The organism is Burkholderia sp. BCC1988 (genome assembly GCF_905339895.1).
Lineage (GTDB): Bacteria > Pseudomonadota > Gammaproteobacteria > Burkholderiales > Burkholderiaceae > Burkholderia.
Genome location: NZ_CAJPHA010000012.1, coordinates 103,348 through 128,898 on the forward strand (window position 1 = coordinate 103,348; position 25,551 = coordinate 128,898).

23 protein-coding genes are annotated in these 25,551 nt (G+C 69.3%); 19 read left to right on the forward strand and 4 right to left on the reverse strand.

Features of this window, described 5'->3' with window-relative positions:
- Nucleotides 1–13: 13 nt before the first annotated feature.
- Entirely contained in the window at nt 14–2,083 is a 2,070-nt protein-coding gene (locus U4012_RS18675) for a bifunctional 2',3'-cyclic-nucleotide 2'-phosphodiesterase/3'-nucleotidase (RefSeq protein WP_321800661.1), read from the reverse strand.
- A gap of 333 nt (nt 2,084–2,416) precedes the next feature.
- On the opposite strand from U4012_RS18675, the gene U4012_RS18680 reads away from it, so the two are divergent.
- The 10 genes from U4012_RS18680 to U4012_RS18725 all read left to right on the forward strand — a co-directional run bounded on the left by U4012_RS18680 (nt 2,417) and on the right by U4012_RS18725 (nt 11,520).
- Nucleotides 2,417–3,541 carry an MlaE family ABC transporter permease gene (locus U4012_RS18680; RefSeq protein ID WP_044846763.1) on the forward strand — a complete coding sequence of 375 codons (1,125 nt, stop codon included), beginning with the start codon at nt 2,417–2,419 and terminating at the stop codon, nt 3,539–3,541.
- On the forward strand, nt 3,538–4,467 hold the full coding sequence (locus U4012_RS18685; protein WP_321800663.1) for an ABC transporter ATP-binding protein: 930 nt from the start codon (nt 3,538–3,540) through the stop codon (nt 4,465–4,467). Before U4012_RS18680 ends, U4012_RS18685 begins: the two co-directional genes overlap by 4 nt.
- Before the next feature lie 27 nt (nt 4,468–4,494).
- Nucleotides 4,495–5,430 (forward strand): MlaD family protein, encoded by a 936-nt coding sequence (locus U4012_RS18690; RefSeq protein WP_044846761.1) that lies wholly within the window; start codon nt 4,495–4,497, stop codon nt 5,428–5,430.
- An 89-nt stretch (nt 5,431–5,519) separates the two neighbouring features.
- Nucleotides 5,520–6,143, forward strand: coding sequence for an ABC-type transport auxiliary lipoprotein family protein (locus U4012_RS18695; RefSeq protein WP_321800666.1), 624 nt, complete (start codon nt 5,520–5,522; stop codon nt 6,141–6,143).
- 19 nt (nt 6,144–6,162) lie between these two features.
- Nucleotides 6,163–7,314, forward strand: a complete 1,152-nt coding sequence (locus U4012_RS18700; RefSeq protein WP_321800668.1) for a VanZ family protein — start codon at nt 6,163–6,165, stop codon at nt 7,312–7,314.
- A 146-nt stretch (nt 7,315–7,460) separates the two neighbouring features.
- On the forward strand, nt 7,461–7,778 hold the full coding sequence (locus U4012_RS18705; protein ID WP_044846759.1) for a (2Fe-2S) ferredoxin domain-containing protein: 318 nt from the start codon (nt 7,461–7,463) through the stop codon (nt 7,776–7,778).
- Between the two features lie 13 nt (nt 7,779–7,791).
- Nucleotides 7,792–8,436, forward strand: a complete 645-nt coding sequence (locus U4012_RS18710; RefSeq protein WP_321800670.1) for an alpha/beta hydrolase — start codon at nt 7,792–7,794, stop codon at nt 8,434–8,436.
- Between the two features lie 484 nt (nt 8,437–8,920).
- Nucleotides 8,921–10,237 (forward strand): D-alanyl-D-alanine carboxypeptidase family protein, encoded by a 1,317-nt coding sequence (locus U4012_RS18715; RefSeq protein ID WP_044846757.1) that lies wholly within the window; start codon nt 8,921–8,923, stop codon nt 10,235–10,237.
- A 48-nt stretch (nt 10,238–10,285) separates the two neighbouring features.
- Nucleotides 10,286–11,212: a D-amino acid aminotransferase gene (locus tag U4012_RS18720; protein ID WP_321800673.1), complete on the forward strand. Its 927-nt coding sequence runs from the start codon at nt 10,286–10,288 to the stop codon at nt 11,210–11,212.
- Nucleotides 11,212–11,520 carry a YbeD family protein gene (locus tag U4012_RS18725; RefSeq protein ID WP_044846755.1) on the forward strand — a complete coding sequence of 103 codons (309 nt, stop codon included), beginning with the start codon at nt 11,212–11,214 and terminating at the stop codon, nt 11,518–11,520. Before U4012_RS18720 ends, U4012_RS18725 begins: the two co-directional genes overlap by 1 nt.
- On the opposite strand, the gene U4012_RS18730 is transcribed toward U4012_RS18725, so the two are convergent.
- A complete protein-coding gene (locus tag U4012_RS18730; protein ID WP_257773541.1) occupies nt 11,504–12,493 on the reverse strand; it encodes a transcriptional regulator GcvA in 990 nt (329 codons plus the stop codon). The two genes, U4012_RS18725 and U4012_RS18730, sit on opposite strands and share 17 nt — an antisense overlap.
- 102 nt (nt 12,494–12,595) lie before the next feature.
- On the opposite strand from U4012_RS18730, the gene U4012_RS18735 reads away from it, so the two are divergent.
- The 6 genes from U4012_RS18735 to U4012_RS18760 all read left to right on the forward strand — a co-directional run bounded on the left by U4012_RS18735 (nt 12,596) and on the right by U4012_RS18760 (nt 17,803).
- Nucleotides 12,596–12,922 carry a DUF2917 domain-containing protein gene (locus tag U4012_RS18735; protein WP_044846777.1) on the forward strand — a complete coding sequence of 109 codons (327 nt, stop codon included), beginning with the start codon at nt 12,596–12,598 and terminating at the stop codon, nt 12,920–12,922.
- An 83-nt stretch (nt 12,923–13,005) separates the two neighbouring features.
- Nucleotides 13,006–13,761: a lipoyl(octanoyl) transferase LipB gene (gene lipB / locus U4012_RS18740; protein ID WP_321800679.1), complete on the forward strand. Its 756-nt coding sequence runs from the start codon at nt 13,006–13,008 to the stop codon at nt 13,759–13,761.
- Complete coding sequence (lipA, locus tag U4012_RS18745; protein WP_124486554.1) at nt 13,754–14,746, forward strand: lipoyl synthase; 993 nt, start codon at nt 13,754–13,756, stop codon at nt 14,744–14,746. Before lipB ends, lipA begins: the two co-directional genes overlap by 8 nt.
- 252 nt (nt 14,747–14,998) lie before the next feature.
- Nucleotides 14,999–16,015 (forward strand): taurine ABC transporter substrate-binding protein, encoded by a 1,017-nt coding sequence (gene tauA, locus U4012_RS18750; RefSeq protein ID WP_321800682.1) that lies wholly within the window; start codon nt 14,999–15,001, stop codon nt 16,013–16,015.
- A gap of 28 nt (nt 16,016–16,043) precedes the next feature.
- Nucleotides 16,044–16,841, forward strand: a complete 798-nt coding sequence (locus tag U4012_RS18755; protein ID WP_044846750.1) for a taurine ABC transporter ATP-binding protein — start codon at nt 16,044–16,046, stop codon at nt 16,839–16,841.
- On the forward strand, nt 16,841–17,803 hold the full coding sequence (locus U4012_RS18760; protein WP_321800775.1) for an ABC transporter permease subunit: 963 nt from the start codon (nt 16,841–16,843) through the stop codon (nt 17,801–17,803). Before U4012_RS18755 ends, U4012_RS18760 begins: the two co-directional genes overlap by 1 nt.
- Before the next feature lie 50 nt (nt 17,804–17,853).
- On the opposite strand, the gene ggt is transcribed toward U4012_RS18760, so the two are convergent.
- Nucleotides 17,854–19,737 carry a gamma-glutamyltransferase gene (gene ggt / locus U4012_RS18765; RefSeq protein ID WP_321800686.1) on the reverse strand — a complete coding sequence of 628 codons (1,884 nt, stop codon included), beginning with the start codon at nt 19,735–19,737 and terminating at the stop codon, nt 17,854–17,856.
- Between the two features lie 71 nt (nt 19,738–19,808).
- A complete protein-coding gene (locus U4012_RS18770) occupies nt 19,809–20,771 on the reverse strand; it encodes a LysR family transcriptional regulator (RefSeq protein ID WP_124486547.1) in 963 nt (320 codons plus the stop codon).
- A 244-nt stretch (nt 20,772–21,015) separates the two neighbouring features.
- On the opposite strand from U4012_RS18770, the gene U4012_RS18775 reads away from it, so the two are divergent.
- The 3 genes from U4012_RS18775 to U4012_RS18785 are packed head-to-tail and all read left to right on the forward strand — an operon-like array spanning nt 21,016 to nt 25,537.
- Nucleotides 21,016–23,151 carry a 3-hydroxyacyl-CoA dehydrogenase NAD-binding domain-containing protein gene (locus U4012_RS18775; protein WP_321800689.1) on the forward strand — a complete coding sequence of 712 codons (2,136 nt, stop codon included), beginning with the start codon at nt 21,016–21,018 and terminating at the stop codon, nt 23,149–23,151.
- A 29-nt stretch (nt 23,152–23,180) separates the two neighbouring features.
- Nucleotides 23,181–24,377, forward strand: coding sequence for an acyl-CoA dehydrogenase family protein (locus U4012_RS18780; protein ID WP_044846745.1), 1,197 nt, complete (start codon nt 23,181–23,183; stop codon nt 24,375–24,377).
- A 14-nt stretch (nt 24,378–24,391) separates the two neighbouring features.
- Nucleotides 24,392–25,537 carry an acyl-CoA dehydrogenase gene (locus U4012_RS18785; protein ID WP_321800692.1) on the forward strand — a complete coding sequence of 382 codons (1,146 nt, stop codon included), beginning with the start codon at nt 24,392–24,394 and terminating at the stop codon, nt 25,535–25,537.
- Nucleotides 25,538–25,551 lie beyond the last annotated feature (14 nt).

Here is a 25,551-nt window from a genome sequence, read left to right on the forward strand (position 1 = left end):
GCGGGTCTCGTGGTCATTGCGTGAGGTCGATCTCGTAGATGGCGAGGTTCTTGCCCGAGCCGTCGTCGGCCGCGACCTGCGTGAGGCCGCTCAGGCCGGCAGCCGCCGCGTCGCCGAGCCGGTTCGGCGCGGACGTGAACCGCACGTGCGCGACCGAGCTCGCGAGCTTCGTGAAGCGCCAGCTGCGCTGCGCGCCGTCGGCCGCGCGCGTGATCGCGCCGCGTTTCTTGATGAACGCGATCAGCACGTCGCGGTTCGCGTCGGGCGACGCGAAGATCGTCTTGCTGCCGTCGAGGCCCGGGAAGTTGCCGCCGCCGCTCGCGCGGTAGTTGTTGGTCGCGACGATGAACTGCGCGTTCGGGTCGATCGGCGCGCCCTTGTACGTCAGGTTCCTGATGCGGCTGCCGACCGGCTGCGTGACGTCGATCTCGTACGCGAGATCGGCGGACGTGAACATGTCGAAGTTGTAGCCGGGGAAGCTGCTGACGAGCGGCTGCACGGTCGCCTGGGTCGGGTCGATCGTGTTGAAGCGTTTCGCGGCCGTCTCGAGCCAGTTCTTCACGTCGCTGCCGCTCACCTTCACCGCGTACACGGTGTTCGGATACAGGTACAGGTCGGCCGCGTTGTTGATCGCGAGCGCGCCGGGCGCGACGTCGGTGTAGTCGCTGCCGCCGCCGAAGCCGCTCTTGAACGGCGCGCTGACCGACAGCACCGGCAGCGACGCGTATTGCGGCAGGTTCGCCTGCACGTAGGTCTTCACGTAGTCGGCCTGCGCCTCGTTGACGATCTGGATCGCGCCCGGATCGCCGACGTCGGCGAAGTACGAGTTCATCCGGTAGTCGGTCGAGCCGATCGGCGTCTTCACGTAGTCGATCGTCGCCTGGTGCTCGGCGGCGATCGCGGCGGACACCGACGGATCGGCGGCGACGTAGCTCTTGTCCGCGTTCTGGATCGGCCGCGCCTCGACGGTCGTCTGCGACTTGTCGACGGTCCAAGTCTTGCCGTCGAACTTAAGACCGAGCTTGATCACGCCGAGATGCTTGCCCCAGTAGTTGGCCATCACGGTCGGCACGCCGTTGACGGTGCCCTTCGCCTTGTCGACGCCCGGCAGGTTGAACTGCGCCACGGTGCTGTTCGCGTCCGGGAACACCTGGTGCGAGTGGCCGATCAGCATCGCGTCGATGCCGGGCACCTTCGACAGCCACCAGCTGCCGTTCTCCATCGTCGGCGAGTACGCGGTGTTGTCGAGGCCGCCGTGCGAGATCGCGACGACGAGGTCGGCGCCCTTCGCGCGCATCTCCGGAATGTACTTCTCGGCCGCTTCCTTCAGGCCGGTCGTGTAGACCTTGCCGTCGAGCCAGCGCTTGTCCCAGCTCATGATCGCGGGCGGCGTGAAGCCGATGATGCCGATCTTCACCGGCGCGCTGACGGTCTTGCCGTCGGGCGTGACGGCCGTCACCGTGCGGGTCAGGATCGTGTACGGCGTGAACAGCGGCGCGTTGGTCCTCGCGCTGATCACGTTCGCGAGCACCTGCGGGAAGTTCGGGCCCGCGCACTTCTTCTGCTGCGCGGGGGCCGGCAGCCCGTCGACGTCGAACGTGTTGCCGGTCACCTGCGACAGGTACGGCAGTCCGTAGTTGAACTCGTGATTGCCGATCCCGCCGCCGTCGAACTTCGCGGCGTTCATCACCTTGTAGATCGCGAGCGTCTGATCGCAGCCGACCGGGTTCACGAGCGCCTGGTAGTCCGACAGCGCGGTGCCCTGGATCGTGTCGCCGTTGTCGAGCAGCAGCGTGTTCGGGTACTGCGCGCGCGCCTGCGCGATCAGCGTCGACACGCGCTCGAAGCCGAGCGACTTGTCGGCGGCGAGCTTGAAATAGTCGTACGACAGCACGTTGGTGTGCAGGTCGGTCGTTTCGAGCAGCGCGAGCGTCGTGGTCGTGCCGGCGGGCGCCTGGGCCTGCGTCTGCGATGACGGCGGAGCGGTGACGTCGTCGCCGCCGCAACCGGCGAGGGCGAAGGCGAGGCTGGCGAGCGCGGCGGCGGCGCTTGCGCGGCGGCGGGAAAGCGGGGGGAGACGCATCGATTGTCCTGTTCGGTGTTCTGTTCTATGAATCGCGAGGCGCGCCGCGAGATGGCGGCGCGGGCGCCGACGGCCTGACGTGCGGCGCGTGAGAGTATCGAAAGGAAACGTGACGGAAGAATGAAAGGTCGCGCGCCCGGCATGCCGGTCCGGCGGCGAACGGTGCGCCGTGGCGGGCCGGGCACCCGCAACCGGATGCCCGCGGCCCGACGCGCCGGCCACGCGCGCCCCGCCACGCGCTCCCGGCCGCGCGCCCCGACGGCAATCCTCACGTCGCGGCGCCGGGCGGTTCGCTACAATGGCCGCTGTCATCCTTTTGCAAACAATCCGCCCTTGGACTTCGAGACTCCTCCCGGCCTGTCGGTCGACGCCGGCGGCCAGGGTCAGACGGTGCGCCTGTACGGCCAATGGACCGCACTCGCGCTTGCGCGCAACCGCGGTGCGGTCGCGCGCCGTATCGCGGGCATCGCGTCCGGGCGCGTGAACGAATGGGATCTGTCCGGCATCGAGCGACTCGACCACGTCGGCGGCCAGGCGCTGTGGCGCGTGTGGGGCCGCAAGCTGCCGGCCGGCGTCGAGCTGTCCGCCACGCAGCGCACGATCTTCGAGCGGATCGAACGCCTCGACAGCCAGCGCGAGGCGCCCGAGCGCGTCGTGCGGTTCGATCCCGTCACGCGCCTCGGCCAGGCGATCTTCGCGTTCGCCGAACACCTGCAGGGCGGCATCGCGATGTTCGGCCTCGTGATCCTCGATGCGCTGTCGGTGCTGCGCCGCCCACAGACGATGCCGTGGAAGGAAACCTCGGCGAACATCTACAGCGCCGGCGCCCAGGCGCTGCCGATCACCGCGCTGGTCGCATTCCTGATCGGCATCGTGCTGAGCTACCTGTCCGCGCAGCAGCTGCAGATGTTCGGCGCGAACCGCTACATCGTGAACATCCTCGGGCTGTCGGTGATCCGCGAGCTGGGGCCCGTGCTGTCGGCGATCCTCGTCGCGGGCCGCTCCGGGTCGGCGATCACCGCGCAGATCGGCGTGATGCGCGTGACCGAGGAACTCGACGCGATGCGCGTGATGGGCATCCCGCACGGGTTGCGGCTAATCCTGCCGCGCGTGCTCGCGCTCGGCGTCGCGATGCCGCTGCTCGTGATGTGGACCAACATCATCGCGCTCACGGGCGGCGCGCTCGCCGCGAAGCTGGTGCTCGGCATCGACGTCAACTATTTCGTGCGCTCGCTGCCGGGCGTCGTGCCGATCGCGAACCTGTACATCGGCATCGGCAAGGGCGTCGTGTTCGGCATGCTGATCGCGCTGGTCGCCTGTCATTTCGGTTTCCGGATCAAGGCGAACTCGCAGAGCCTCGGCGAAGGGACGACGACCTCGGTCGTCTCGTCGATCACGGTCGTGATCCTGGCCGACGCGGTGTTCGCGATCCTGTTCCAGAACGTGGGGCTCGGATGAACGCGTCGAACGAACCGGCGGCGGGTGCCGCCAGCGCACATGCCGCGGCAATCGGCGCAGGCTCGGTCGGCACGCCGCCGGGCGCCGCCGGGCCCGGCGACGACCTCGTGATCGAGGTGCGCAACCTGACGAAGCGCTACGGGCGCAACATCATTCACCAGAAGCTCGATTTCGACGTGCGGCGCGGCGAGATCGTGGCGATCGTCGGCGGCTCGGGCTCGGGCAAGACGACGCTGGTGCGGCAGATCCTCGGCCTCGAGCGGCCGACGTCGGGCACGATCAAGGTGTTCGGCGAGGACACGTCGAAGATCGACGACGCGACCGCGCGGATGATGCGCACGCGCTCGGGGATGCTGTTCCAGCAGGGCGCGCTGTTTTCGTCGATGACGGTGTTCGACAACGTCGCGCAGCCGTTGCGCGAGCTCGGCCGCGTGCCGCCCGACCTGCTGCACGACATCGTGATGCTGAAGCTCGAGATGGTCGGGCTGCCGTGCAAGCACGCGTCGAAGATGCCGGCCGCGCTGTCGGGCGGGATGGTGAAGCGGGTCGGCATCGCGCGCGCGATCGCGCTCGAGCCGGAGCTGCTGTTCCTCGACGAGCCGACCGCCGGCCTCGACCCGCAGGCGTCCGACGAATTCGTCGAGCTGATCGCGACGCTGCACCGCACGCTCGGGCTGACGGTCGTGATGGTGACGCACGATCTCGACACGATGGTCGCGCTGTCGACGCGCGTCGCGGTGCTGGCCGACCGCAAGGTGCTGGTCGCGGCTCCCGTCGAGGAGGCCGCGAACGTCGACCATCCGTTCATCCACGAATATTTCCTGGGGCTGCGCGGGCGCCGCGCGCTGCAGGCGCTGCCGCCCGAGCGGCGCGCGAAGCTGCCGAAGGCGGCCCTCGAACCGGCGCCGTCGAGCGTCGATCTGTAAGCAAGGCAAGAAGCAAGGAACCCGCGAATGGAAAACAAATCACATGCGTTCTGGGCCGGCCTGTTCACGATCGCGCTGACGCTCGCGATCGCGGGCACCGTGTTCTGGTTCAACGTCGACCGTACCGTGCGCGTGCCGTACGACCTGCTCGCGCGCACCAACGTGACGGGCCTGTTCCCCGATGCGGCCGTGCGTTTTCGCGGCCTCGACGTCGGCAAGGTGCAGTCGATCGGCTTCGATCGCGCGCATCCGGGCCAGATCCGGATCCGGATCCTCGTCGATCGCGACGCGCCGATCACGCAGTCGACCTACGGCAGCCTCGGCTTCCAGGGCGTGACGGGCATCGCGTTCGTGCAGCTCGAGGATACGGGGCGCGACCTGGCGCCGCTGCCGTCGTCGCCGAAGGCGATCGCGCAGATCCCGATGCGGCCGAGCCTGTTCGACCAGATCCAGGAGCGCGGCGACGTGCTGCTGCGGCAGCTCGAGCTGGCGGCGAAAAGCGCGAACGCGCTGATGTCGCCGGAGATGCGCGAGCAGCTGCGCGCGACGGCCGAAAGCCTGCAGCATGCGGCGGACGGCGCGGCGACGCTGTCGAAGCAGCTCGCGCCGGCGGTGGCCGCGCTGCCGGAGACGATGCACCAGGTCGATCGCGCGATGGCATCGGCGAACACGCTGCTGCAGCCGAACGGGCCGCTCGTGTCTAACCTGAACAAGGCCGGCTCGGCTGCCGAGCAGGTCGGCGTCGCGCTGAACGACCTGAACGCGCGGGTCCAGTACGACACGCTGCCGCGTTTCAACGCGCTGGCTGGCAGCGTCGGCGATGCGTCGCGGCAATTGAAGGACGTCGCCGGTGAACTCGGCCGCAACCCGCGCAGTCTGTTGTTCGGCTCGCCCGGTTCCGCGCCCGGGCCCGGCGAGGCGGGCTTCGTCTGGCCGGGGGCGGGTGCCGCGGCCGGGAAATGAAGCGCATCGCCAGCCCGCCGCTCGACCGGCCCGGCGCGAGACCGGGCCATCACGCCATCGAAACCGGAAACATCATGCAGGAACATGCCATGCCACGAATCCTTGACCGCGCGCTGCGTCCGGCCGCGACCGCGCTCGCGGTGCTGACGCTCGCGTGTGCCGCCGGCTGCGCCGGCAACGCCGCGGCGCTGTCGAACGTCCGCTACGACCTCGGGCCGGCCGCATCGGTCGTCACGGCCGGCACCGGGCCCGCGCTGAAGGTGCTCGACGTCGCCGCGCCCGACGCGCTCGACACGGACAAGTTCGTCTACCGCCTCGCGTATGCGGATGCGCAGCGCATGGCCGTCTATCGCGACAGCCGCTGGACCGCGCCACCCGCGCAACTGCTCACGCAGCGGCTGCGCGGCGCGCTGTCGTCGCGCGGCGCGGTGCTCGAAGGCACCGACGGCGTGCGCGCGCCGACGCTGAAGGTCGACCTGAACGAATTCGAGCAGGTGTTCGACGGGCAGTCGCAGAGCCACGGCGCGGTCACCGCGCGCGCGACGCTGATGCAGGACGGCAAGGTGCTCGGCCAGCGCACCTTCGTCGCGCGCGCGCCGTCGAGCACGCCCGATGCGGAAGGCGGCGCGCGTGCGCTCGCGGCCGCGAGCGACGAGCTCGTGTCGCAGATCGCCGCGTGGGTCGGCGTGCAGGCGTACGCGGGCAACCCGTGACGCACCGCGCGCAGCCGCGATGAGCGCGCCGGGCACGTCGCGCGCGTCGTCGCTGGCGCGGCAGGCGTTCGCCGCGTATGCGGCGCTCGTCGTCTATGCATCGCTGTATCCGTTCGACGGCTGGGTGTCGCTCGGCATCGGGCCGTTCGACTACTTGTTCGCGCCGATGCAGCGCTATGTGACCGCGTTCGACGTGGTCACCAACGTGCTCGGCTACCTGCCGTTCGGCGCCCTCGGCGTGCTCGCGCTGCATCCGCGCTGGCGCGGCGTGGCCGCGACGCTGATCGTCGGCGGCCTCGGCGTGCTGCTGTCGGGGTCGATGGAGGCGCTGCAGACCTACCTGCCGACGCGTGTCGCGTCGAATCTCGACCTCGCGGCCAACGCGCTCGGCGCGCTGCTCGGCGCGGCGCTCGCCGCACCGGCCACCGGCGCGCTGCTCGAGCGCGGCGCGCTGCGCCGGCTGCGCTTCGCGTGGTTCGAGCCCGACGGCGCGACGCCGCTGCTGCTCGCCGGACTGTGGCCGTTCGCGATCCTGTTTCCGTCGCCGTTCCTGTTCGGCATCGGCGACTGGCCGGCCGCGCTGTGGGAACGCGCCGACGGCTCGATGCAGGACGCGCTGCTCGCGTGGCTGCCGGCCGCGTGGCGCGTGAGCGAATGGCCCGAGCGCGTCGACGGCTGGCTGTCCGACGCCGCGTGGGAAGCCACGCTCGGCGGGCTGATGCTGTTCGCCGCGCTGGCGATCGCGTCGCTCGCGATGCGCGAGCGCGCGCCGCGCGTGCGGCTCCTGATCGGGTTCGTCGTCGCGACGCTCGCGCTGAAGGCGGCCGCGACCTTCATGCAGTCGAGCACCGGCCTCGTCGTCGTGTGGGCGACGCCCGGTGCGCGGCTCGGTATCGAGCTCGGCTTCGCGGCGGCCCTGCTCGCATTGCGCGTGCCGGCCGCGTGGCGCGCGCTGCTCGCGGCGCTCGCGCTGCTGGCCGGCGTGGCGCTCGTCAACCTGCTGCCCGTCAACCCGTTCTTCGACTTCACGCTGTCGGGCTGGCGGCAGGGCCGCTACGTGCACTTCAACAGCATCGCGCGCTGGCTCGCGTGGATCTGGCCCTACGCGGCGCTGATCTTGCTCGGCCAGCGGGTCGAGCGCGCGTGGCTGCCGGCCGCGCCGCGGCGCTGACGCGGCACGCCGGGCAGGGCGGCCGCGGTTCGGTCGCGGGCAGCGGCGCGCGCCGCTCGTTATAATCGTCCGCACATCCGTTGCCGCGCGCAACGGCGATCGCCCCTCTTTCCGCCCGGCACCGCGCCGGGCCGCTCGTCACCATCATGGATTCCTACTACCAGCACCACGTCTTCTTCTGCCTGAACCAGCGCGACCCGGGCGCCGAGCGTCCGAGCTGCGCGCAATGCGATGCGCAGACCATGCAGGAATACGCGAAAAAGCGCGTGAAGGAACTCGGCCTCGCGGGGCCCGGCAAGGTCCGCATCAACAAGGCCGGCTGCCTCGACCGCTGCGAGGAAGGGCCCGTGATGGTCGTGTATCCGGAAGGCACGTGGTACACGTACGTCGACCAGGCCGACATCGACGAGATCGTCGAATCGCACCTGCGCGACGGCAAGGTCGTCGAGCGCCTGAAGATCTGAGCGGGCCGGTCGAATGAACGTTCATACGCAGAAATCGCTGATCGCCGGCCCGGTCGGGCAGATCGAAATCGCGGTCGACCTGCCGGACGCCATGCGCGACGGCAGCGTCGCGCCGCGCGGCATCGCGCTCGTCGCGCACCCGCATCCGCTGTTCGGCGGCACGATGGACAACAAGGTCGCGCAAACCCTTGCGCGCACGCTGGTCCAGCTCGGCTACGTGGTGTACCGGTCCAACTTCCGCGGCGTCGGCGCGACCGAGGGCGTGCACGACAACGGTGTCGGCGAGGCCGACGACCTGCTCGCCGTGCTCGCGCACATGCGCGCGCAGCCCGCGTATGCGGACCTGCCGCTCGTGCTCGCGGGCTTCTCGTTCGGCACCTTCGTGCTGTCGCATGTCGCGAAGCGGCTGCGCGACGCGGGCGAGACGATCGAGCGGATGGTGTTCGTCGGCACGGCCGCGAGCCGCTGGCAGGTCGCCGAGGTGCCGGAGAACACGCTCGTGATCCACGGCGAAACCGACGACACGGTGCCGATCGCGTCGGTCTACGACTGGGCGCGGCCGCAGGAACTGCCGGTCGTCGTGATCCCCGGTGCCGAGCATTTCTTCCATCGCAAGCTGCACGTGCTGAAGCGCATCATCGTCGACGCGTGGCGTTGATGCGCTGAACCCGGCGTGCGGCGCCGCTGCCGCACGCGTGCGATGTCGCCGCTCGCGCGACATCGCGCCGCATCGTGTCACGGCACGGTCGCCCATGCCCGCTCCGGCGCAGTGCAGCCCGACTTGCACGGCGCCTGCGCACGCCTTTCGCGCGGCTTCGATCACCCTCTCTCGCAGCGAGGCCACGCCATCGTCTCGAAGCCGGCGTGCGGCCGCCCGGGCCACGGTTCCCGAAAACGCCGTTCGCAGCCACGTATAATGGCCGCAATTCGCGTCGCCCGCGGCCCGGCTGGGCCCATGCGGCGCTCGTTTCGCGCCTGTCCGCCCGCTCGCGACGGCCGCGAACCGAACGCGTCCGCACGAGTCCAACCGGCGCGTTTCGCGCCGTCCGACGCAGTCGGACGAACGCCGGAACGCCCGCCGCCTTGCCGTTCAACCCTTGCGCGTTTCGCGCCGCACTTTCTGCCATCAGCCTGAATCGATCATGCGTCTGTCTCCCCAAGGCCTCAAGTCCCTCGCTTCTTCCATCGCCTTCGGCACCGCCGCGCGCAACGTCGCGCTGGGCGTGATGCTGCCCGTCGCGCTCGCGTCGACGATCGTCGTCGCCGAGGCGAAGCCGGCCGCCAAGGCCAAGGCCGCGCATGCCGCGCCGGCCGCCGCCGCCGAGCAGTTCACCGGCGCGCCCGCGACCTTCATGCCGGGCGCGGTGCCGCCGCCGGGCGTGAACGCGCGCTCGTGGGTGCTCGTCGATGCGACGAGCAACACGGTGCTCGCATCGGGCAACGCCGACGAACGCGTCGAGCCCGCATCGCTGACGAAGCTGATGACGGCCTACCTGGTGTTCGAGGCGCTCGACAAGAAGAAGATCTCGATGGAGCAGATCGTCACGCCGAGCGTCGCGGTACGCCGCGTCGGCACCGACGAGTCGCGCATGTTCATCGAGGCGAACAAGCCGGTGTCGGTGCACGACCTCGTGTACGGGATGATCATCCAGTCGGGCAACGACGCCGCGATCGCGCTGGCCGAACTGGTCGGCGGCAGCGAAGGGCAGTTCGTCACGCTGATGAACGACGAGGCGGCGCGCCTCGGCATGAAGGGCACCCACTTCGCCGACGTGAACGGCATGCCCGACCCGAACCACTACACGACGGCCGGCGACCTCGCGAAGCTGTCCGCGCACCTGATCCGCGATTTTCCGCAGTACTACAGCATCTTCTCGGAGAAGGAGTTCAAGTACAACAACATCCGCCAGGGCAACCGCAACCGCCTGCTGTGGCTGGATCCGACGGTCGACGGCCTGAAGACGGGCCATACGCAGGCGGCCGGCTACTGCCTGATCGCGTCGGCGAAGCGCGCGATCCCGGGTGTCGACAGCCAGCGCCGTCTCGTGTCGGTGATGATGGGCGAGCAGAAGGAAGGCGAGCGCACGCAGGACAGCATGAAGATGCTGAACTACGGCTATAGCGCGTTCGACGCGGTGCGCCTGTTCAAGGGCGGCCAGGCGATGTCGACGCCACGCATCTACAAGGGCAAGGAAAACACCGTGCAGGTCGGCGTGAAGGGCGACCAGTGGGTGACCGTGCCGCGCGGCCTGGGCGACAAGGTCAAGCCGGAAGTCGAGGTCAACGCGCCGCTGATCGCGCCGCTCGCGGAAGGCCAGCAGGTCGGTACCGTGAAGATCGTCGCCGACGGCAAGACGCTGTCGGAGTTCCCGGTCGTCGCGCTGCAGGCCGTGCCGGAAGCGGGTATCTTCGGCCGTATCTGGGACTCGATCCTGCTGATGTTCAGCAAGAAGAAGTAAGCGCGACGGGCCTTTGTTTTCACGACTTCATCCCCATCTGTCATTGTCATGAGCCAAGCCGAATTCGAACCGATCGTCTACCTCAGCGTGTCGTCGCACGAGGAACTGGTGCCGCTGTCGGAAGCCCGCGTGCCGGTGCTCGACCGCGGGTTCATCTTCGGCGATGGCGTGTATGAAGTCGTCCCCGTTTATGCGCATGACGGCGCGCACGTGCCGTTCCGGATCGAACAGCATCTGGAGCGGCTCGCGCGCAGCCTGAAGAAGATCGGCATCGACAATCCGCATGACGCGGCCGGCTGGCGCGCGCTGATCGAGCGCGTGGTCGCCGCGAATGCGGAAGGCCTCGGCGACGGCCATGCGCTCGTCTACCTGCAGGTGACGCGCGGTGTCGCGAAGCGCGGCCACGCGTTCCCGGCGAATACGGTCCCGACGGTGTTCGCGATGACGAGCCCGCTGCGCCTGCCGTCGGACCAGGAGCGCGCGCAGGGCGTGCGTTGCGTGACGGCCGAGGATCGCCGCTGGCTGCATTGCGACATCAAGTCGATCTCGCTGCTCGGCAACGTGCTGATGGCGCAGCATGCGGCCGAACGCGACGCGTTCGAGACGATCCAGCTGCGCGACGACAACGTGACCGAAGGTTCGTCGTCGAACGTGTGGATCGTGAAGAACGGCGAGCTGTACGCGCCGCCGCGCAGCAACAGGATCCTCGAAGGGATCCGCTACGCGCTGGTCGAGCAGCTGGCCGACGAATGCGGCATTCCGTTCGTCGCGCGCGAGATCAGCGAAGCCGAGCTGCGCTCGGCGGACGAGATCATGATCACGTCGGCCACGAAGGAGATTTTGCCCGTCACGTCGCTCGACGACCTGCCCGTGCAGGGCGGCAAGCCGGGCCCCGTGTTCGCGGCGTTGTACGACGCGTACCAGCGTGCGAAGGCACGCGAGTTTGAACAGTTTGACCTAACCCGGAGAAAGTGATGAGCGAACCGACCAAAACCATCGAGGTCACCGGCGCGATCGATGCCCGGAAGGAGTCGCTGCTGGAGTTTCCGTGCGACTTCCCGATCAAGATCATGGGCAAGGCGCACCCGGAGTTCAAGGATACGATCTTCAAGGTCGTGGCCGTCCACGACAACGAGATCGACGTCGAGAAGATCGAGGAGCGTGCCTCGAGCGGCGGCAACTACACCGGCCTCACGATCACCGTGCGCGCCACGAGCCAGCAACAGCTCGACGACATCTACCGCGCACTGACCGGCCATCCGATGGTCAAGGTCGTGCTCTGAGCGCCGCTTTCCATCCTCCTTCCTGCGCGCACTCGGCGGGGGTCTTCCCCGCCGCGCGCCGCGCGTCCAGCTCGTCGCACAGCTGCTGGTACTCCGCGACTTCCTGAAGCAGCCAGGTCCTGAACGCCTGCACGCGCGGCGTGTTCACGAGCGGCGGCGGACACACGAAAAAATAGTGCCACGGGCTCTGCCCGTCGATGTCGAACAGGCGCACGAGGCGCCCGTCCAGCAGATCGTGCACCGCGAGCGAGCGGCGTACCAGCGCGATGCCCTGGCCGTCGATCGCGGCCAGCAGCAGGTTCGACGAATCCTGGTACAGAATCCCCCGTTTCGGCTCGGTCAATGTATCGAGCCCCGCCGCGTCGAACCACGGCCGCCACAGCTCGTCGTCCGAGCGCAGCAGGTTGTAGTGCACGAGATCGGCGGGCGTCTGCGGCAGCTTGCCGCCGTTCAGCGTCGGCGCGCACGCCGGAAAGAACACTTCCTCGAACAGCGGCTCGACGTGCAGCCCCGGATAGCTGCCGGAGCCGAAGCGGATCGCGAGATCGACGTCGTCGCGCGCGAAGTCGGTGAGCGAGTTGGTGGACTGCAGCTCGACGTCGATTTCCGGATGCCGCTCGATGAACGTGCCGATGCGCGGCGTGATGAAGCGCGCGGCGAACGACGACAGCATCGACACCACCAGCCGCCGTCCGCGGTCGCTCGCGCGCACCTCGCGCGTCGCATCGGCGATCTGCATCAGCGCGGTGCGCACCTGCTGCGCGTAGCGCATGCCGGCGTCGGTCAGGCACAGCCGCTTGCCGTTGCGCGTGAACAGCTGCACGCCGAGCTCCTCCTCGAGCGCGCGAACCTGGTGGCTGACCGCGCCGTGGGTGACGTACAGCTCGTCGGCGGCGCGGGAGAAATTCTCGTGACGGGCGGCGGCTTCGAACGCGCGAATCGCGTTCAGCGCAGGCAGCTGGCGGAGGTCCATTTGCTAATTTTCCTCACATCGACGTGAAAATTGGTCGTTTGGTCGGGGGCCTTGAAGTGACTACGATTGTAGCCATCGAAGCATTTATTGGCGGAGTCGATCATGCAAGAAATTTCTTCAAGCATCACGTTCGAAATCCCCGCGGGCGAGACCGTGCCGATGAAGGTGCAGCGCAGCACGCGTCTGACGGTGCAATGCGGGCCGGTGTGGGCGACGCGCAGCAACGACGTCGAAGACTACTTCCTGGTCGACGGCGAGACGCTCCGGCTGCGTCGCGGCGAGCGGCTGTGGCTCAGCGCGGAAGGCCGGCAGGGCGCGCAGGTCGCGTTCTCGGTGTCGCGGCCGGCCGGGGAAGTCGCGCGCGGCGCGCTGGCGCGCCTGCGCAACCGCGTGAACGCGCTGTTCCACGACGGCTGGCGCACCGTCTGACCGACCTTTCCTCTGACGGATGCTCGCGATCCGTCCCCATCCGGAGCCGGCGAGACGCATGGGTTTTCGGTAAACTACCGCCCATGTCCGTTTCGCCGGTTGCCATCGTGTCCACGCCTGTCGCTGTTTCCGAATCGCCCGCCGGGTTTCCGGTCCGGCCCGTCGTGCCGGTCACCGTGCGCTGGCGGGGCAGCGAGGCCTACGAGACGAGCTTCGACGCGATGCGCGCGTTCACCGACACGCGCACGGCCGACACCGGCGACGAAATCTGGGTCGTCGAGCATCCGCCCGTCTACACGCTCGGCCAGGCCGGCGACCCGGCCCACCTGCTGGTGGCCGACAGCGGCGTGCCGCTCGTGAAGGTCGACCGCGGCGGGCAAATCACCTACCACGGCCCCGGCCAGATCGTCGCCTACCTGCTGCTGGACCTGCGCCGGCGCAAGCTGATGGTGCGCACGCTCGTGACGAAGATCGAGGAGGCCGTGATCGAAACCCTCGCGGCGTATAATCTCGCTTCGGTCCGCAAGGCGGGCGCGCCGGGCATCTACGTGGCATCCGGCGTGCACGAAGGCGCGAAGATCGCGGCCCTCGGCCTGAAGATCCGCAACGGCTGCAGCTATCACGGGCTGAGCCTGAACGTGAAGATGGATCTGCGCCCGTTTCTCGCGATCAACCCGTGCGGCTATGCCGGACTGGAAACCGTCGACATGGCGAGCCTCGAGGTTGCCGCCGACTGGAACGACGTCGCCCACACGCTGGTGGGTCGTCTGATTGCCAACCTCGATGGCGCATCCGCGGCCGCCGACAAGCCGCAGGCACTGGAACATTCGAATGACTGACGTTACCGCTTCCCCCGCACCGGCCGACTCGGCCGCGACCGCTGCCTACGATCCCACCGCCAAGCAGAAGGCGCAGGCGAAGACGGCGCGCATCCCGATCAAGGTCGTTCCGATCGAGAAGCTGAAGAAGCCGGAGTGGATCCGCGTGAAGGCGGCCACCGGCAGCTCGCGCTTCAACGAGATCAAGACGATCCTGCGCGAGCACAACCTGCATACCGTGTGCGAGGAAGCGAGCTGCCCGAACATCGGCGAATGCTTCGGCAAGGGCACCGCGACGTTCATGATCATGGGCGACAAGTGCACGCGCCGCTGCCCGTTCTGCGACGTCGGCCACGGCCGTCCCGATCCGCTCGACGCGGACGAACCGAAGAACCTCGCGCGCACGATCGCGGCGCTCAAGCTCAAGTACGTGGTGATCACGAGCGTCGACCGCGACGACCTGCGCGACGGTGGCGCCGCCCACTTCGTCGAGTGCATCCGTGAAGTGCGCGAGCAGTCGCCGGACACGCGCATCGAGATCCTGACGCCGGACTTCCGCGGCCGTCTCGACCGCGCGATCTCGATCCTGAACGCCGCGCCGCCCGACGTGATGAACCACAACCTCGAAACGGTGCCGCGCCTGTACAAGGAAGCGCGCCCGGGTTCGGACTACGCGCACTCGCTGAAGCTGCTGAAGGACTTCAAGGCGCTGCATCCGGACGTCGCGACGAAGTCGGGCCTGATGGTCGGCCTCGGCGAGACCGAAGAGGAAATCCTGCAGGTGATGCGCGACCTGCGCGCGCACGACGTCGACATGCTGACGATCGGCCAGTACCTGCAACCGTCCGAGCACCACCTGCCGGTGCGTGCGTACGTGCATCCGGATACGTTCAAGATGTACGAGGAAGAGGCGTACAAGATGGGCTTCACGCACGCGGCCGTCGGCGCGATGGTGCGTTCGAGCTATCACGCCGATCTGCAGGCGCATGGGGCCGGGGTGGTCTGAGCGTCGCGATGCCGCGATTGTCTCGCGCAGTCGAAAAAAGCCCGCAGCGATGCGGGCTTTTTCGTTGGCGCGGCGGCCATCCGCGCATGCGCACGGCAATCGTCACCCGACCGGACACGCAATCCGGTCGAGCATGAAAAGCAAAGCTGAAACGGCATCGATAGCTTCGCAGGATAAGTTCGCTCCCGCCGCGCGCAAAGCTCGTAAAGTCGGCTCTCCCGCAGCAATGCCCGCATTCCGAAGGAGAGCCGCATGTCCCGTTTCAGCTTCGTCCGCCGCGCCGTCGTCGCGCTGACCGCCTTTGCCGCGCTGGGCGCGGCGCACGCCGAATCGCGCGAGGTCGTGATCGCGTACCAGGACATGGTCGTGCCGTGGCGCTATGCGCAGGCGAGCGGTGAAGTCGAAAAGGCGACCGGCTACAAGGTCACGTTCCGCAAGCTCGACAGCGGCGCCGACGTGATCCGCGCGCTCGCGTCGGGCTCCGTGCAGCTCGGCGAGGCCGGTTCCAGCCCGATCGCGGCCGGCCTGTCGCAGGGGCTCGACATCTCGCTGTTCTGGGTGCTCGACAACATCAACGACGCCGAGGCGCTCGTCGCGCGCAACGGTTCGGGCGTGACCAGCGTCGCCGCGCTGAAGGGCAGGAAGATCGGCGTGCCGTTCGTGTCGACGTCGCATTTCCATACGCTCGTCGCGCTGCAGGCCGCCGGCGTGAACCCGAACGACGTGAAGATCGTCAACCTGCGTCCGCCCGAGGTCGCGGCCGCGTGGACGCGCGGCGACATCGACGCGACCTACATCTGGGATCCGGTGCTCGCGAAGGTCAAGCAGTCGGGCACCGTGCTGACGACGTCCGGCAAGGTTGCGAAAGAAAGTGGCAAGGCGACCTTCGACGGCTTCGTCGTGAGCCGCAAGTTTGCGCGCGAAAACCCCGAGTTCGTCGCGCGCTTCGTGAAGGTGCTCGCGGCCGCCGACGCCGACTACCGCGCGCATGCGGCGACGTGGAAGGTCGGCTCGCCGCAGGTCGCGGCGGTCGCGAAGGTATCGGGCGCGGACGCGCAGGACGTGCCCGCGAGCCTCGCGCTCTACGCGTTTCCGACGCCGGCCGAGCAGGCGTCGCCGACGTGGCTCGGCGGCGGCGCGCAGTCGGGCGCCGCGAAGTCGCTCGCGGCCACCGCCGCGTTCCTGAAATCGCAGGGCACGATCCAGACGGTGCTCGCCGACTATTCGGTCGGCGTCGATCCGCAGTTCGTGCAGAAGGCCGCGCGCTGAACGCGGCGATCATCGCGGAGTCCCGAGCATGAGCACGCTGGAAGTCCGTCAGGTATCGGTCGACTATCCCGGCGAACGCGGCCGGCCGACGACGCAGGCGCTCGCGCGCGTCGACCTGCGCATCGAAGCCGGTGAATTCGTCGTCGCGCTCGGCGCGTCCGGGTGTGGAAAGACGACGCTGCTGAACTGCATGGCCGGCTTCGTCGCGCCGACGACCGGCGACGTGCGCGTCGACGGCGTGCCGGTCACGGGCCCCGGCGCCGATCGCGGCGTCGTGTTCCAGAAATACGCGTTGCTGCCGTGGCTCGACGTGCTCGAGAACGTCGCGCTCGGGCTGCGCTTCGCACGCGTGTCGAAGGCCGAACGCGAAGCGCGGGCGCGGGAGATGCTCGCGCTGGTCGGGCTCGACAAGCATGCGCACGCGCGCGTGTACGAGCTGTCGGGCGGGATGCAGCAGCGTGTCGGCATCGCGCGTGCGCTCGCGAGCGATCCGCGCGTGCTGCTGATGGACGAGCCGATGGGCGCGCTCGACGCGATGACGCGCGGCACGATGCAGGCGCTCGTGCTCGACGTGTGGGCACGCACCGGCAAGACGGTGTTCTTCATCACGCACGACGTCGAGGAGGCGCTGTTCCTCGCGACGCGTCTCGTCGTGATGACGCCGGGCCCCGGCCGGATCGCGGAAACGTTCGAGCTGCCGTTCGCGCGGCGCTACGTCGAATCGCGCGATGCGCGCGCGGTGAAGTCGTCGCCGGAATTCATCGCGTGGCGCGAGCGGCTGATCGCGTATCTGCATCGCGACGAGGCGGTGGCGGAGCGCGCGTGATGCATGAGTTCGCGCGACAGGGCGCGTCCGTCGGGCGCGGCCGGATCAGTACTTTGCACAGGCAGGACAGCATGAGCACGCAGGATTCGTGGGCGGCCGATCGTACGGACGCAGGTTTCGAACCGGGCGATCGCACGCAGCCTCAGGCAGCGTTGCGTCGCGCGCCGTCGTCGCGCCGTTACCGGCTGCCGGGACAAGGAAAGACCGCGGGGCTGAGCGCGGCGACGGTCGCGGCGCTGGCCGTGCTGTGGTGGGTCGCGACGCATTTCCAGTGGCTGCCGCCGCTGTTCCTGCCCGCGCCGGAAGCGGTGTGGGCGGCCTTCGTCGATGCGTGGCACGGCCGCATCCAGGGCGGCCTGCCGCTGTCCGAACATCTGTTGTGGAGCGCCGCGCGCGTGTTCGGTGCGTTCGCGCTCGCGACCGCGATCGGCGTGCCGGCCGGCATCCTGATGGGCGTGAGCCGCATCGCGCGCGGCGTGCTCGATCCGCTGCTGGAGTTCTACCGGCCGCTGCCGCCGCTCGCGTATCTGCCGCTCGTCGTGATCTGGTTCGGCATCGACGAGACGGCGAAGCTCGTCGTGATCTTCCTCGCATGCTTCGCGCCGATCGCGATGGCCGCCCGTGCCGGCGTGCGCGCGGCAACCGTCGAGCAGATCAACGCCGCGTATTCGCTCGGAGGCAGCTTCGCGCAGATCGTGCGCCATGTCGTGCTGCCGGCGGCGCTGCCGGAAATCCTCACCGGCTTGCGGATCGCGATCGGGTTCGGCTGGACGACGCTGGTCGCGGCCGAAATGGTCGCCGCGACGGCCGGGCTCGGGCAGATGGTGCTCAACGCGTCGAGCTTCCTGCGTACCGATCTCGTCGTGATGGGAATCCTGATCATCGGCGCGATCGCGTGGCTGTTCGATCTCGCGATGCGGTGGGTCGAGCGGCGGGTGGTGCCGTGGAAGGGGCGCGGGTGATGCCCGGATGAGGCCCGCGGGCGGCATGCGCGCCGCCCGTGCCGGTCGTGTCATTCGCCCATCGCGACGCCTTCCCGCCGCGGGTCGGCCCCGCCGAACCACACCGTCTGCCCCTGCACGTTCAGCCGCTGGATCCCCTGCAGTCCCGAATTCATCTCGACGACCCGCACGTCGTGCCCGCGCCCTTTCAACCCGTCGACGAGCGCGTCCGACACGCGGCCGCGTTCGAGCTGGGTCGGCCCGTTCATCGACCCGACGTTCGGCAGCGCGATCGCCTGCTGCATCGTCATCCCCCAGTCCATCACGCCGATCATCGTCTTCGCGACGTGATTGATGATCGCGGGGCCGCCGGCCGAGCCGACGATCATCGTCACCTGCTTCGTCTTCTGGTCGAACACGAGCTCGGGCGACATCGCCGAGCGCGGCCGCTTGCCCGGCTGCACGCGGTTCGCGACCGGCCGCCCGTTCTCGTTCGACACGAACGAGAAATCGGTCAACTGGTTGTTCAACATGAACCCGCGCACCATCAGCCGCGAACCGAACGCGTCCTCGACGCTGGTCGTCATCGACAGCGCCTGGCCGTAGCGGTCGACGATCGCGATGTCGGACGTCGACGGCAATTCGGGGCTGCGGTCGTCGGCCAGCGCGAGCGTCGCGCCCTGCGGCGTGCCGGCCTGCGCGACGCCCATGCTCGTGTCGCCGATCAGGCGCGCGCGCTGCGCGAGATAGGCCCGGTCGACGAGGCTCGCCCAGCTGCCGCCCGGCAGCGGCGCGAAATCCGGATCGGCGACGTAGCGCGCACGGTCCGCATACGCGAGGCGTCCCGCTTCGCTGAACAGGTGCGCGGCGAACGGCGTCGGCTCGTAGCCGACGTCGTTGCGCACCGGCTTCTGCGCGCCGATCTGCTGCCAGTCGGGCATCGCCTCGAGAATGCCGAGCATCTGCGCGATCGCGAGGCCGCCCGACGACGGCGGCGGCATCCCGCACACCACCGAGCGCCGGTAGTCGGTGCACAGCGGCGCGCGCACCTTCGCCTTGTAGCGCGCGAGATCCTGCAGCGACAGCAGGCCCGGATTGGTCGGGTGCTTGCGCACCTTCGTGACGATGTCGCGCGCGATCGCGCCGGTGTAGAACGCATTCGCGCCGCGATCGGCGACCTGGCGCAGCACGGTCGCGAGCGCGGGGTTCTTCAGCACCGTGCCGGCCGCCTTCGGCGTGCCGTCCTTGTTGTAGAAGTACGCACGCGCGGCCGGGTCGTTCATCAGGTACTTGTCGTTCGCGATCAGCATCGCGAGGCGCGGGCTGATCGTGAAGCCGTGCTCGGCGAGCCGGATCGCGGGCTGGAACAGCCGGCGCCACGGCAGCTTGCCGTGCGCGCGGTGCGCGGCGTCGAGCATCCGCAGCACGCCCGGCGTGCCGACCGAACGGCCGCCCACGACACCTTCGTAGAAGCCCATCGGCTGGCCGGTCGGGCCATAGAACAGCCGGTCGGTCGCCGCGGCAGGCGCGGTTTCGCGGCCGTCATAAGCCTGCGTCGCACGGCCGTCGAAGTACAGCATGAACGCGCCGCCACCGAGCCCCGACGATTGCGGCTCGACGAGCGCGAGCACCATCTGCGTGGCGATCGCCGCGTCGATCGCGGTGCCGCCGGCCTTCAGCATCTCGTAGCCGGCCTGCGTGGCGAGCGGGTTCGCGGCCGCGATCATGAAGCGCTGCGAGGTCCAGCCCGGCTTGTCGGTCCAGCCGGACGACAGTTCGGGTGCGTGAACGCCGGGCAGCGGCACCGCGGCGCCCGATGCGGCAGCGACCGGGACGACGGCGCCCGACGGCGCGGACGGCGATGTGCAGCCGGCGCCGAACGTGACGAGCGCGGCGAGCGCGAGCGTGGCGACGAGCGTCCGGGGACGCGAATGCGGACGGATCCGGTCGAACATTGAAACCCTCGGCAACAGTGAATTCGAAGGAGGCGGCGTGTGCGCGGCACGCGCTCCGCACGGACGGCGCGCTATTGTCGCCGTGCGGCCGGCGGATTGTCATCCGACAGGAAACCCTGACGCATCCCGCCGGGCCCGCCCCGGCCGGCCTTTCCGGCCTGTTCGAGGATGAACTCTATGAACGTCGCGGTCGCGCGCGTGTGGTGCCGGTTCGGCATGTAGAGCATGTACATGTGCGTGCCGAAGATGCTGAGACGATACGCGTCGAGCGACGTGACGACCGTGCCGCGCCGCATGTCGTCCTGCATCACGTAGTCGGGCACGATGCCGACGCCGATCCCGGCGAGGATCGCCTGGCGCAGGAACAGGAAGTTCTCCGAAATCAGCGTGGGCTCGAGCAGCACCTCGTGGCGTTCGTCGCCGAGGTACGCCGCGATCCGCAGCTGCCGGCCCAGCACCGTCGCGGTGACGACCGGCGCGGCGGCCAGCGCGCCTAGGCTCGCGGGCATCCCGTGCGCGGCCGCGAACGCGGGCGACGCGCACGCGACGTAGCGCACCGCGCCCATGTCGCGCGCGACGAGGTTCTGCGGCGGCTCGGACATCACGCGGATCGCGATGTCGACTTCGTCGCGCATCAGGTCCTCCACGCGATTCTCGAACACCACGTCGAGCACGATGCCCGGATGCAGCCGCTTGAACGCGAGCAGCCAGTCGGACATCACCATCTGCCCGTAGCCGCTCGGCACCGACAGCCGCACGCGGCCCTGCAGGTCCTGGCCGAGCGTCGTCACCGATTCCTGCGCGGCGAGCAGCTCGTTGCGGATGCGCCGGCCGTGCTCGTACAGCTTCAGCCCGATTTCGGTCGGCTCGATGCGGCGCGTCGTGCGGCGCACGAGCTGCTGGCCGATCGAGCGCTCGAGCTGGTTCAGCCGGTAGCTGACGTTCGCGCGGCTCATCTTGAGCCGCTGCGCGGCCTTGCTCAGGTTGCCCGCGTCGAGGATCTCGACGAGCAGCGTCAGCGCGTTCAGGTCCATGCCCGGTGTCTCCTGATCCGTCCCGCTTAAGGACCCGAAGCGGTCCGAAAGCATTCAATGTCAAGTCAGACTTGACAGCTTGTAAAGTCGAGCGGGAATTGTCAATGAATCTCGATCAATCGAGAATCGAGTCATGCCCGGCACATGCGCCGGATCGTTTCCCGCCGCGCGGGATCGGGACGCGGCGCCGCTCGCCGGCCCGGCGACCGGTCCCGCCCGCATGGCGCACCGCAATGGAGACACGATGAATTCAACCGCTTCCCCCGAACCCGCGCAGACCGGCACCGTCACGCGCGAACGGCGCGACAAGGTGCTCGTCGTCACGATCGACCATCCGCCCGTCAACGCGCTGTCCGCCGATGTGCGGCGCGGCCTCGCCGACGCGCTCGACGCCGCGCAGGCCGACGCCGCGATCCGCGCGGTGCTGATCGTCGGCGCCGGCCGCAACTTCATCGCGGGCGCCGACATCCGCGAATTCGGCAAGCCGCCCGTGCCGCCGTCGCTGCCCGACGTCTGCGAGCGGATCGAGTCGAGCGCGAAGCCGGTCGTGGTGGCGCTGCACGGCGCGACGCTCGGCGGCGGCCTCGAAGTCGCGCTCGCCGCGCATTACCGGCTCGCGGTGCCCGGCGCGAAGCTCGGGCTGCCCGAAGTCACGCTCGGCCTGCTGCCCGGCGCGGGCGGCACGCAGCGCGCGCCGCGCCTGATCGGCGCGCAGGCCGCGCTCGACCTGATGCTGACGGGGCGTCACGCGAGCGCCGACGAAGCGCTCGCGCTCGGCCTCGTCGATCGCGTCGCGCACAGCGACGACACGCTCGCCGAAGGCCTCGCCTATGCGCAGGAACTCGTGTCGCTCGGCGCGCCGGCTCGGCGCACGCGTGATGCGCAGGGCCTCGCCGACCGCGCGGCCGCGCAGGCCGCGATCGACGCGGCGCGCGCCGAGTTGCCGAAGAAGTCGCGCGGCCTGTTCTCGCCGGCGAAGATCGTCGACGCGGTCGAGGCCGCGCTCACGCTGTCGTTCGACGCGGGGATGAAGCTCGAACGCAGCCTGTTCCTGCAGTGCGTCGACAGCCCGCAGCGCGCGGGCCTCGTGCACGCGTTCTTCGCGGAACGCGAGGCCGCGAAGGCGCCCGAGGCGCGCCGCGCGAGCGCGCGCCTGGTCGAGCGGATCGGCGTGGTCGGCGGCGGCACGATGGGCGCGGGCATCGCGGTCGCGGCACTCGACGCCGGGTTGCCGGTGACGATGATCGAACGCGACGAAGCGTCGCTCGCGCGCGGCCGCGCGCATGTCGAGAAGGTGTACGACGGGCTCGTCGCGAAGGGGCGGATGACGCCGGCCGCGCACGCGGCGCGCCTCGCGCGCTTCAAGGGCAGCACGTCGTACGACGCGCTCGCGCAGGCCGACGTCGTGATCGAGGCGGTATTCGAGGACATGGCCGTGAAAAAGGCGGTGTTCGCCGAACTCGCGCGCGTGTGCAAGCCGGGCGCGGTGCTCGCGACCAACACGTCGTATCTCGACATCGACGAGCTGGCGGCCGGCATCGACCGGCCGGCCGACGTGATCGGCCTGCATTTCTTCTCGCCGGCGAACGTGATGAAGCTGCTCGAGATCGTCGTGCCGGCGCGCGTCGCCGATGACGTCGTCGCGACCGCATTCGCGCTGGCCAAACAGCTGAAAAAGACACCGGTGCGCGCCGGCGTGTGCGACGGCTTCATCGGCAACCGGATCCTCGCCGTCTATCGCACCGCGGCCGACTACCTGATGGAAGACGGCGCGTCGCCGTACCAGATCGATCGCGCGGTGCGCGAATTCGGCTTCCCGATGGGGCCGTTCCAGGTCGTCGACCTCGCGGGCGGCGACATCGGCTGGGCGACCCGCAAGCGCCGCGCGGCGACGCGCGACCCGCGCGCGCGCTACGTGGAGATTTCCGACCGGCTGTGCGAGCGGGGCTGGTTCGGGCAGAAGACCGCGCGCGGCTACTACCTGTATCCGGACGGCGCGCGCATCGGCACGCCGGACCCGGAAGTCGAGGCGATCGTCGCGCAAGAGCGTGCGAAAAAGGGCGTCACGCCGCGCACGTTCACCGACGACGAAATCCTGCGCCGCTACCTTGCCGCGATGATCAACGAAGGTGCGAACGTCGTGCACGAGAAGATCGCGCTGCGCCCGCTCGACGTCGACGCGGTGTTCCTGTACGGCTACGGCTTCCCGCGCCATCGCGGCGGCCCGATGCACTACGCGGACACCGTCGGCCTCGCGAACGTGCTCGCCGACATCCGCGCGTTCGCGCAGGAGGATCCGCTGTTCTGGAAACCGTCGCCGCTGCTCGTCGAGCTGGTCGGGCGCGGCGCGGATTTCGCGAGCCTGAACCGTATCGACTGAACGCCCACCGCATTCGCAACGGACCCACGATGGACCTCAATTTCACTCCCGAAGAGGAAGCGTTCCGCACCGAAGTGCAGCGCTTCCTCGCCGCCGAACTGCCCGCGCGCACCGCGCGCAAGGTGAAGGGCGGCCTGCACCTGACGCGCGACGACATGCGCGAATGGCACGCAATCCTGAACGCCCGCGGCTGGCTCGCGAGCCACTGGCCGCGCGAATACGGCGGCCCCGGCTGGAGCGTCGCGCAGAAGTTCCTGTTCGACAACGAATGCGCGCTCGCCGGCGCGCCGCGCATCGTGCCGTTCGGCGTCAACATGCTCGGGCCCGTGCTGATCAAGTACGGCAGCGAAGCGCAGCAGCGCCACTGGCTGCCGCGCATTCTCGACGGCACCGACTGGTGGTGCCAGGGCTACTCGGAGCCGGGCGCCGGTTCCGACCTCGCATCGGTGAAGACGAGCGCGGTGCGCGATGGCGATCACTACGTCGTGAACGGCCAGAAGACGTGGACCACGCTCGGCCACTACGCGAACATGATCTTCTGCCTCGTGCGCACCGCGACCGACGTGCGCAAGCAGGAGGGCATCAGCTTCCTGCTGATCGACATGAACACGCCGGGCGTCGAAGTGCGCCCGATCATCACGCTCGACGGCGAGCACGAGGTGAACGAAGTGTTCTTCACCGACGTGCGCGTGCCCGTGGCGAACCTGGTCGGCGAAGAGAACCGCGGCTGGACCTGCGCGAAATACCTGCTCACGTACGAGCGCACCAACATCGCCGGGATCGGCTTCTCGACGGCCGCGCTCGAGCGGCTGCGCGCGGTGGCCGCGAAGGTCACGAAGAACGGCCGGCCGCTCGCCGACGATCCGTTCTTCGCGGCGCGCATCGCGCGCGTCGAGATCGAACTCGAGAACATGCGCACGACCAACCTGCGCGTGCTGGCGGCGGTCGCGGGCGGCGGCGTGCCGGGCGCGGAAAGCTCGATGCTGAAGATCCGCGGCACGCAGATCCGCCAGGAGATCACCGCGCTGATGCGCCGCGCGATGGGGCCGTACGCGCAGCCGTTCGTCGACGCAGCGCTCGATGCCGATTACGACGGCGAGCCGGTCGGCCCGGACGAGGCCGCGAGCGCCGCGCAGCAGTACTTCAACAACCGCAAGCTGTCGATCTTCGGCGGCTCGAACGAGATCCAGAAGAACATCATCGCGAAGATGATGCTCGGGCTGTAACGAGGGACGCGACGATGGATTTCCAGCACACAGAAGACCGCCGGATGCTGGCGGACACGTTGAACCGCTTCATCGCCGAACGGTATGCGTTCCCGGTGCGCGACCGCATCGCGCAGTCGGCCGAAGGCTTCGATCGCGCGATGTGGCGGCGCTTCGCCGAGCTCGGCGCGGTCGGCGCGCTGTTTGCCGAAGCCGACGGCGGCTTCGGCGGCGCGGGTTTCGACATCGCCGTGGTGTTCGAATGCCTCGGCCGCGGGCTCGTGGTCGAGCCGTTCCTCGGCACGCTGCTCGCGGGTCGCGCGCTGGCGCTGGCCGGCGGCGACGCGCATCGCGCGCGGCTGGCCGCGCTGATCGACGGCAGCGCGAGCGCCGCGTTCGCGCACGACGAGCCGGGCTCGCACTACGAACTGACGACCGTGCGCACGCGCGCCGAGCGTGCCGGCGACGGCTGGGTGCTGACGGGCGCGAAGGGCGTCGTCGACCAGGCCGCGCAGGCGGCGTTCTTCGTCGTCAGCGCGCGCGTGTCCGGTCAGGACGACGACGCGGCCGGCATCGGCCTGTTCGTCGTGCCGGCCGACGCGCCGGGCGTGTCGCTGCGGGACTACAAGAAGATCGACGGCGGCCGCGCGGCCGAGGTGCGCTTCGAGCGCGTCGTGCTGCCGGGCGATGCGGCGCTCGGCGTGCCGGAAACGCAAGACGACGAAGCAGGCGCCGCATTGCTCGAACGCGTGCTCGGCTACGGGCTGCTCGCGCTGTCGGCGGAGGCGCTCGGCGCGATGGACGTCGCGAAGGAAGCGACGCTCGACTACCTGCGCACGCGCAAGCAGTTCGGCATGCCGATCGGCAGCTTCCAGGCGCTGCAGCACCGGATGGCCGACCTGCTGCTCGAAGTCGAGCAGGCGCGCTCGGCGGTGATCAACGCGGCCGCGCAGCTCGATGCGCCGCGCGCGGTGCGCGAACGCGCGCTCGCGGCGGCCAAGTACACCATCGGCCGGATCGGCACGCTGGTCGCCGAGGAGAGCATCCAGCTGCACGGCGGGATCGGGATGACGTGGGAGCTGCCGCTGTCGCATTACGCGAAGCGGCTCGTGATGATCGATCACCAGCTCGGCGACGAGGATCACCATCTCGCGCGCTACATCGCGCTGTCGAAACAATAAAGACGAACGACGCG

What these genes read in the sequence shown, in the direction of transcription:
- U4012_RS18675 (WP_321800661.1), bottom strand. Translation starts at nt 2,083, where the DNA reads ATGCGTCTCCCCCCGCTTTCCCGCCGCCGCGCAAGCGCCGCCGCCGCG.
- U4012_RS18685 (WP_321800663.1), top strand. Translation starts at nt 3,538, where the DNA reads ATGAACGCGTCGAACGAACCGGCGGCGGGTGCCGCCAGCGCACATGCC.
- U4012_RS18690 (WP_044846761.1), top strand. Translation starts at nt 4,495, where the DNA reads ATGGAAAACAAATCACATGCGTTCTGGGCCGGCCTGTTCACGATCGCG.
- U4012_RS18695 (WP_321800666.1), top strand. Translation starts at nt 5,520, where the DNA reads ATGCCACGAATCCTTGACCGCGCGCTGCGTCCGGCCGCGACCGCGCTC.
- U4012_RS18700 (WP_321800668.1), top strand. Translation starts at nt 6,163, where the DNA reads ATGAGCGCGCCGGGCACGTCGCGCGCGTCGTCGCTGGCGCGGCAGGCG.
- U4012_RS18705 (WP_044846759.1), top strand. Translation starts at nt 7,461, where the DNA reads ATGGATTCCTACTACCAGCACCACGTCTTCTTCTGCCTGAACCAGCGC.
- U4012_RS18710 (WP_321800670.1), top strand. Translation starts at nt 7,792, where the DNA reads ATGAACGTTCATACGCAGAAATCGCTGATCGCCGGCCCGGTCGGGCAG.
- U4012_RS18715 (WP_044846757.1), top strand. Translation starts at nt 8,921, where the DNA reads ATGCGTCTGTCTCCCCAAGGCCTCAAGTCCCTCGCTTCTTCCATCGCC.
- U4012_RS18720 (WP_321800673.1), top strand. Translation starts at nt 10,286, where the DNA reads ATGAGCCAAGCCGAATTCGAACCGATCGTCTACCTCAGCGTGTCGTCG.
- U4012_RS18725 (WP_044846755.1), top strand. Translation starts at nt 11,212, where the DNA reads ATGAGCGAACCGACCAAAACCATCGAGGTCACCGGCGCGATCGATGCC.
- U4012_RS18730 (WP_257773541.1), bottom strand. Translation starts at nt 12,493, where the DNA reads ATGGACCTCCGCCAGCTGCCTGCGCTGAACGCGATTCGCGCGTTCGAA.
- U4012_RS18735 (WP_044846777.1), top strand. Translation starts at nt 12,596, where the DNA reads ATGCAAGAAATTTCTTCAAGCATCACGTTCGAAATCCCCGCGGGCGAG.
- lipB (WP_321800679.1), top strand. Translation starts at nt 13,006, where the DNA reads ATGTCCGTTTCGCCGGTTGCCATCGTGTCCACGCCTGTCGCTGTTTCC.
- lipA (WP_124486554.1), top strand. Translation starts at nt 13,754, where the DNA reads ATGACTGACGTTACCGCTTCCCCCGCACCGGCCGACTCGGCCGCGACC.
- tauA (WP_321800682.1), top strand. Translation starts at nt 14,999, where the DNA reads ATGTCCCGTTTCAGCTTCGTCCGCCGCGCCGTCGTCGCGCTGACCGCC.
- U4012_RS18755 (WP_044846750.1), top strand. Translation starts at nt 16,044, where the DNA reads ATGAGCACGCTGGAAGTCCGTCAGGTATCGGTCGACTATCCCGGCGAA.
- U4012_RS18760 (WP_321800775.1), top strand. Translation starts at nt 16,841, where the DNA reads ATGCATGAGTTCGCGCGACAGGGCGCGTCCGTCGGGCGCGGCCGGATC.
- ggt (WP_321800686.1), bottom strand. Translation starts at nt 19,737, where the DNA reads ATGTTCGACCGGATCCGTCCGCATTCGCGTCCCCGGACGCTCGTCGCC.
- U4012_RS18770 (WP_124486547.1), bottom strand. Translation starts at nt 20,771, where the DNA reads ATGGACCTGAACGCGCTGACGCTGCTCGTCGAGATCCTCGACGCGGGC.
- U4012_RS18775 (WP_321800689.1), top strand. Translation starts at nt 21,016, where the DNA reads ATGAATTCAACCGCTTCCCCCGAACCCGCGCAGACCGGCACCGTCACG.
- U4012_RS18780 (WP_044846745.1), top strand. Translation starts at nt 23,181, where the DNA reads ATGGACCTCAATTTCACTCCCGAAGAGGAAGCGTTCCGCACCGAAGTG.
- U4012_RS18785 (WP_321800692.1), top strand. Translation starts at nt 24,392, where the DNA reads ATGGATTTCCAGCACACAGAAGACCGCCGGATGCTGGCGGACACGTTG.